This is a genomic window from Xanthomonas vasicola, from assembly GCF_000772705.2.
Lineage (GTDB): Bacteria > Pseudomonadota > Gammaproteobacteria > Xanthomonadales > Xanthomonadaceae > Xanthomonas > Xanthomonas vasicola.
Window position 1 is genome coordinate 1 of sequence record NZ_JSBW02000079.1, and the last position, 6,367, is coordinate 6,367.

At 54.0% G+C, this 6,367-nt stretch carries 6 protein-coding genes and 2 pseudogenes; 5 read left to right on the forward strand and 3 right to left on the reverse strand.

Annotation, left to right across the window (positions count from 1 at the left end; genetic code table 11):
• Positions 1 to 185, forward strand: a pseudogene (locus NX05_RS23135) (IS5/IS1182 family transposase); the annotation flags it as partial.
• Between the two features lie 22 nt (positions 186 to 207).
• The gene (locus NX05_RS23140; protein ID WP_230597827.1) at positions 208 to 339 is read left to right on the forward strand and encodes a transposase domain-containing protein; all 132 of its coding nucleotides are present in this window, start codon (positions 208 to 210) and stop codon (positions 337 to 339) included.
• A gap of 719 nt (positions 340 to 1,058) precedes the next feature.
• Here NX05_RS23140 and NX05_RS24280 read toward each other — a convergent pair.
• Positions 1,059 to 1,733 (reverse strand): hypothetical protein, encoded by a 675-nt coding sequence (locus NX05_RS24280; protein ID WP_134811008.1) that lies wholly within the window; start codon positions 1,731 to 1,733, stop codon positions 1,059 to 1,061.
• Positions 1,734 to 2,010: 277 nt separating this feature from the next.
• Positions 2,011 to 2,771: pseudogene (locus NX05_RS23145) on the reverse strand (IS5 family transposase); the annotation flags it as partial.
• Between NX05_RS23145 and NX05_RS18630 the strand changes: the two are divergent.
• A complete protein-coding gene (locus NX05_RS18630; protein WP_455722193.1) occupies positions 2,691 to 3,236 on the forward strand; it encodes an outer membrane protein assembly factor BamB family protein in 546 nt (181 codons plus the stop codon). The pseudogene NX05_RS23145 and the gene NX05_RS18630 overlap by 81 nt on opposite strands.
• Positions 3,237 to 3,598: 362 nt before the next feature.
• On the opposite strand, the gene NX05_RS18635 is transcribed toward NX05_RS18630, so the two are convergent.
• Positions 3,599 to 4,327, reverse strand: a complete 729-nt coding sequence (locus tag NX05_RS18635; RefSeq protein WP_039433919.1) for a hypothetical protein — start codon at positions 4,325 to 4,327, stop codon at positions 3,599 to 3,601.
• A 378-nt stretch (positions 4,328 to 4,705) separates the two neighbouring features.
• On the opposite strand from NX05_RS18635, the gene NX05_RS23990 reads away from it, so the two are divergent.
• Positions 4,706 to 5,209, forward strand: coding sequence for a hypothetical protein (locus NX05_RS23990; RefSeq protein WP_126922679.1), 504 nt, complete (start codon positions 4,706 to 4,708; stop codon positions 5,207 to 5,209).
• Complete coding sequence (locus NX05_RS18640) at positions 5,191 to 6,144, forward strand: hypothetical protein (protein WP_230597829.1); 954 nt, start codon at positions 5,191 to 5,193, stop codon at positions 6,142 to 6,144. Before NX05_RS23990 ends, NX05_RS18640 begins: the two co-directional genes overlap by 19 nt.
• The last annotated feature ends 223 nt before the right edge of the window (positions 6,145 to 6,367 follow it).

Here is a 6,367-nt window from a genome sequence, read left to right on the forward strand (position 1 = left end):
AATCGCTGCCATCTCAAAGGCGCCCAAGGCGATGCACTGCACGTGCTCGGCTGCGCCGCTGGCTACAACCTGCGCTGGCTGCTGCGCTGGATCGCATTTTTGCGTGCTTGGTTGCAGGTGGTGCGGGTGCGTTCCTCAACGTGCTCAAAATCATGTGGCCGGCAAACATGCCATTTGGTGCTTGAGAGGGTTTTTCAGGGGTGACTCATGAGTCTGCTGGCCACTGCAAAAGCCAACGGTATCGAACCGCATCCCTGGCTGCACGATACCCTGGCACGGCTGCCAACCACACTGGATCGGGACATCGACCACGCTGCACGCTGGGTGAGCTTTGGGTAGGCGTGGTTGGCGGACGCTTACCACCGAGTAGCGATGCTGATCGCCGTCGCGGCGCGTCAGCGCCACGGTATGCAGTGGAAAGTGGGGCAATTACGGCCCCACTAGTCACACATCAATCATGGTGGCGGCCGCGATGTGCGCGGCTATGAGACGCTACATCGTTAAGGTCTTACAAAAAGTGCAGCAACAGCGCAGCGAGTCCGCTGCCTACCGTTAGCAGGCTAATAAACAATAAAAACTTGGCGTAGCTATAATTTACGAAGGGCTTTAGCTTGTCCAAAGATTTTAGATAAAAAATCACACATGCGGAATACGTGATGACCATGCAGGAATATACCGCGAATTTCTGCCAATCGATCTGACCGTTTGACTGCCATCCAATCCACGCTAGAACTGTGGAAAACAAAAAAAACAAGAGTGATCGGAATAAAGGTGTGTTGCCAGTAGGAATTGTACTCATCGTATAAGGGTCTCAATTGTGCATCGAACGCCGGAGGGGGTAGATACACATGCGATTATAAATCCATTGTTGACTGGAGTGCCTGGCGGTGCGGTCCAGCCCACGTTTAGTCCGGTTAAGTGATCAACCATTTCTCCACCTGCTGCCATCCCCTTTGCGGTGTTCGGGTAAACATAGTTGATCTTTCCCGTAGCGCCCCCGCCCGCGTCATTAGTGGTCTCAGGTATCAAGTTGCCGGCGGCATCAGTGGCAGATCCCTTTACGTACCTGTACTGCCTGGACTGGTAATCCCAGCCGACCATAAAGGAGGATCCATCAGGAAACTGAATGGTATTAAACAATGTAAAGGGGGTTTTATGAGAGATATTGATACAAAGTTAGTGAAGGTAGCCAGGGCTACGCGCGCTCTATCCTGTAGCCAGTAAAAAGGCCCTAAGTTATTTTGATTGAAGACCAAGTCAATAACCGCTTTCTGATAAACTGGTGTGTTTACCATGTCAAATGCTGTGGCTTGGTGGGTCGTAGCAGCAGCCATCACGAAATTTGCTTGCGCTGCGTTCGCAGGAATGGTGTAGTCGGTTTGGAAAGTGTTAGTTATTCGAGTGGTTCCGGTTGAATCGTAAAGATCCAGCCCGTAGCTAAAAAGTTGCATTTCGTCAGATGTCAGCGGTATTAGCTGAATTGACCCTCTGGCCGAGGAGGCGCTGTCTGTCTTGAAACTGGCGGGCGGGACAGTTTGTCCCTGTGTGAGGTAGTGCGTCAGCCGGCGGGTGGTGAAGTCCCAAAAATAGTGGTGTCCATTGCCCAAGTCACGAGCCCTGAACCTCATAGCTTGGTCGGCGCATCCGTTACAAACAGTTTCGGTGTCCTCGGCGCTAGCTTTAAAGGAGAGGGCGATGAGTAGTAAAGCTGCACATCCAAGTGATCTATTCATTATGTGTCCGTTTTCCTTAATGGTTTTTTGATTGGTTTATGGCGTACCCAGGCTCGCGCTCATAGACTGGCTTCCGCCGGTATTAGGCTAGTTGCGCGTCATCCAAAGCGTCAACATTTTCTTATTGAAGGACCTGATTAGCCCTGACTCTCAGCCGGCAGTCGCAGGATCTGCGCCGGCCTGGGGAGATGCTGTTGTCACCTGAAGCCAACGAGGTGGGGCGATGAGCATCAATGCCGTGCAATTCCAGGCTGGCGTGTCGATGCCGGAGTTCTTCAAGCGAGAGCAACGCTAAGTGGATATCGATGCGGCGTTCGAAGCGGAGACGCAGCTTGCCCATCCCGGCGAACCAAGCGTGGGTACGCTCCACGCCCCAGCGGTGCTGGCCCAGACGGTCGTTGCGTTCGATGCCCTTGCGAGCAATCGGCGCAATGATGCCGCGTTGCTTGAGGGCATTGCGGCAACGGGCGATGTCGTAAGCCGTGTCAGCATGCAGTTTGCCTGGCCAGCGTCGCGCACGCCCTGGTTTTCCGCCGATTTCAGCCAATGCATCAAGCAACTCCTCAAAGACAACCGAGTCGTGTCGATTGGCACCGGTGACGCACACAGCCAGCGGCACGCCGTTGCGATCGACGATCAGATGCCGTTTGCTGCCGAGTTTGCCGCGATCGGTTGGGTTTGGCCCTGTATACGAGCCCCCCGGGGGGAGGCCACGCTGGCCGCGTCCAGACTTGCTCGGCGCATATCCAGCTTGTCGGCGCGACGTCGCTCGGCCAGCAACACCTGATGGAGACGATGCCACACCCCGCTGACTTGCCAATCACGCAACCGCCGCCAGCAGGTCATGCCGCTCCCATCGCCAAGTTCCCCAGGCAGTTCTTCCCAAGCAATACCTGTGCGCAACACATAGATGATTCCATTGAGCGCCTGCTGATCACTGATACGAGGTCGTCCACCTTGTGTGGAAGGCTTGACCTGCGGAATCAGTGCCTCGATTCGCTTCCACAGCGCAATTGGGATCTCGTTGCGACGTGTCATGCCGGCCATGATGCCGCCGGTTCGACAGAATTCAAGGGTTTTGTTAGCCGCTCTAAGTTGCTATGCAAGGAACCGCCGTATGGCGGCATCCGCGCCATCGACCTGGCCAGTGGCAAGACGCTGTGGGACCGCCCGTTCGGAAGTGCGCGCGGCAATGGCCCTTTCGGCATTCGCTCCGGTCTGCCGATCGAGATCGGCACGCCGAACAATGGCGGCGCGGTGGTGACGGCAGGCGGCTTGATCTTTATCGCAGCAGCCACTGACGACCTGATCCGCGCCATCGATCTGGCTACCGGCAAGGAGCTGTGGCACGCCAAGTTGCCGGCCGGCGGCCAAGCCAACCCGATGGTGTACGCGTATGGTGGCCGCGAATATTTGGTCATCATGGCCGGCGGGCATCACTTCATGGAAACCCCGGCGGGCGATGCGTTGATCGCTTATGCGTTACCGCAGAAGGCGCCGTGATTTTGGGAGTGGATGAAGATCGGCGGCTAGTCAGTTAGCGATACGGCCGTGCAGCGTGCCGAGCTGCGCGGCCGTGTTCGAATCGGAACGCAAAAATGCGTGCGTTCCGATGTCTGCAGCGCCGTCCGCTTATGTTGGCTGCCGCTAGCATCATCGTCAGCTACCCAAGAATGTCGAAGCATGAGATAGAAAAAGCGCACCGCAAGGTGCGCTTTTTTCTTTGCAGCAAATCGGAAGGCAAGGGGCTTAGCTATCTTTGTACGATGTTGTAGGCCTAACGCAACGCGTCAGCGATGTATCAGGCCGCACGCTCTTGCGATTTCCAATTCCCGATTCCCGATTCCCGATTCCCGATTCCCGATTCACCCAACGTTCGCCACCACCTCATCCTCCTGCACCGCATCTTGCACATCCTGCGCCAGCGTCGCCTTGACGATGATCGAGCGGATCGCGTCCGTGGCTTCGGAGAGCGGCACATCGTTGCTCAATCGCTGGAAGGTATCGCGGCTGTTGTAGCCGGAGCCATCCTTCAAGTAATGCTCGTACATCGACAGCAGATCCTGGCACGCCGTGATCAGTGCAGCGACATTGCCGCGCACCAGTGCGTGACCCAGCTGATCGAAGCTATGCAGGCAATCGGCAAGCCAGTGCAGGTCGTAGCGCGCTGTAGCCGGCTCGGGTGCATTGTGGCCGCGGCTGTAGGCGCTGTAGCGACGCAGGCTGCGGGCCACGCGCGCCACATGCTCGAACAGCGTGCCAATCTCGTTGGCGATATCCAGTCGCTGCACCAGCACCATCGGAATCACCTGGCCGGCAGTGGCCGCCTGCTGCTCCGAGGCGTTCTGCTCCTGCTGCTCCAGCGATTGCTTGAGCACGGCATAGCTGCGCTGCAACGATTCCAGTTCCAGCGTGGTGGCCGCCGCACGCGCCTTCAGTTGCGACAGCGCCGCCTGATAGTGGCCGAGGCTGTCCTGCGTGCTGGCAAGCTCGCCGGATTCGGCACGCAACTGGCGACCGCGCATGAATGCCAGTCCGGTGGCGATCAGCGCCCAGAGTGCGAATGCAGGCACCAGGTAGATCAGGATGCCCATGGGAGATTCCTCGAAACGTTGCATACCTTGTCGGCCCGAGGGTTACATTCTTGAGGACGTGTCTTTTCAGATGTGACCAAGTGCCGCCCTTCAGCTTGAAGTCGAGGCCCGTACAGCAAGCATGATGGCGTCAACTGCAAGGCGTCGCTCTTCACTTATTTATTAATTTTTTTATAAAAAAATATAGTTAAATAGAAAATTAATATAACAATAGATTGTTTATTGACGGTGCACTGGGTTCAATTTTTTGAACCATAGGTATCAATATTTTGTAAAATTCTTTACTGATTTTGTGATGTATGTCAAAAAAGTGTTAATGGAGTAAGTTACAGTCATGTTCAGAAATTAAACCGTGCTGGAGGATCAAATGAAATCATCTTGTTTGTTTTTTTACTGGTGGTGACGTCTTTTGGTGCAACTCAGTTGCAAGCGGCAGATGTGGAGGACTCGGCTGTGAGTGCTGCCGCGAAGCAAATCGTTGATGCTGAACGTATTTCTCTGCAAATGGCTCCCATAAAGACAAGGCACGCCTTGGATTTATACATTGAATCAATGCCTCAGGAGATATCGGCGTTCAAAGATATCTCGCCAATGCTAAGAGATGAGTTCATTAATAGCCTGAAATTCAATGAGAAGGGTTTGACGGAATTTGATACATCGTCTTTGAAGAAGCTCTCGCCAACACAGGTGTATAGCGTTCTCGCTCTATTTGGATTGGAAGGGGGGGCTTATAAGATCAACGCGGCACCTCGTACGCGTTTAGACAAGGATGTGAATGCCGAGCCTCTTATGCAAAATGGGGGTTTTTTGGAAGGATATCGTTGTGAGGAGCGAGCAACCTGTGGCGAAAGCCAGAGGTCGGCATGTACTTCAAACTGCTAGTCTTTACGAACCAAGAGCGGCAGCATTTGCCGCTCGCTTCCAATCCGGTCAAAATGAAATATTTCCTCATCATAATCGGGCTCGTAACTTTATTGATCATGCCTGAGGTTCAGTCGGCACCTGTCATAGGTCCATCGGTAAAAATCGAGCAGTTGGCAGGCATTGTGCGAACACTGCCCCCAAATATTCAGCATCAGATGCTTGTCGATTCTTACAGGAATTTTTATCCTCAAAAGTTAGGTTCGCATGATCTGCCAGAGACGAGGGCGCGCTTCGATGCTGCGGTAACGACCGCTTTCTATTCGAAGGATCAGGCTATTTCGCTAGAGGCCGCCAGTCTTTACGATTTTCTTGATGAGCGGCATGTGGCCACTGAGCGTGACCTGCACGATGTCGTCGGAGTATTGGTTAAATCCCGGCAGTTCAAGATCGCCAAGGACTTTTCGAAGTTGCACGGTATTGAGCCCGCGACTCCACCGGTTCTGGATGGGCGAGGCGCTGCAACGAATGCGCCGGCGATAATCAGGCATGTCGGCAATTCGCTTATCATTGAGTCTGTTGATCAAGGAATGCTCGATTTTGGGATCGTCATTGTCGCTAGTCCTTTATGCCATTTTACGCGCACTGCCAGCGACGCTATTGTCCGTGATACCGGTTTGAGTGGCGACTTGAAGGACGGGCTTTGGCTTGTCCCCCCTGAGTCTGGTCTTCATCTCGAAGAAATTGATGAGTGGAATTCGACTCATGCGAAGCAAAAAATGGCGATGGTGTATGACTGGCTTGCTTGGAGCCGGATAACGGATTGGTCGACCCCGGGCTTTTACTTCTTTCGTGACAAGAAAATAGTGGCTGAAATTCATGGGTGGCCGATCGATGGAAGTAAAAAAGAAGAGTTGATCGCCGCAGTGAAAAAGTGGAAAAGCGGACCTAATTAGCCTCGACCCCCAGCCAGCAGTCGCAGGATCTTCGCCAGCCCGGGGTGATGCTGTTGCCACCTGAGGGTTTTTGCATAGGGATTAACCTTTGGTAAGTAGTCGCCCCTGAAAAACCCCAACCACCCAACGACCGCAAGGCCTTGATGTCTGCACCGGCGTGCTAAAACTACCAGTGTTCGCTACGCTGAAGGCTGGTTTCTTGCAATTTCCGCCCATGCGTACA

What these genes read in the sequence shown, in the direction of transcription:
- NX05_RS23140 (WP_230597827.1), top strand. Translation starts at nt 208, where the DNA reads ATGAGTCTGCTGGCCACTGCAAAAGCCAACGGTATCGAACCGCATCCC.
- NX05_RS24280 (WP_134811008.1), bottom strand. Translation starts at nt 1,733, where the DNA reads ATGAATAGATCACTTGGATGTGCAGCTTTACTACTCATCGCCCTCTCC.
- NX05_RS18635 (WP_039433919.1), bottom strand. Translation starts at nt 4,327, where the DNA reads ATGGGCATCCTGATCTACCTGGTGCCTGCATTCGCACTCTGGGCGCTG.
- NX05_RS18640 (WP_230597829.1), top strand. Translation starts at nt 5,191, where the DNA reads ATGTACTTCAAACTGCTAGTCTTTACGAACCAAGAGCGGCAGCATTTG.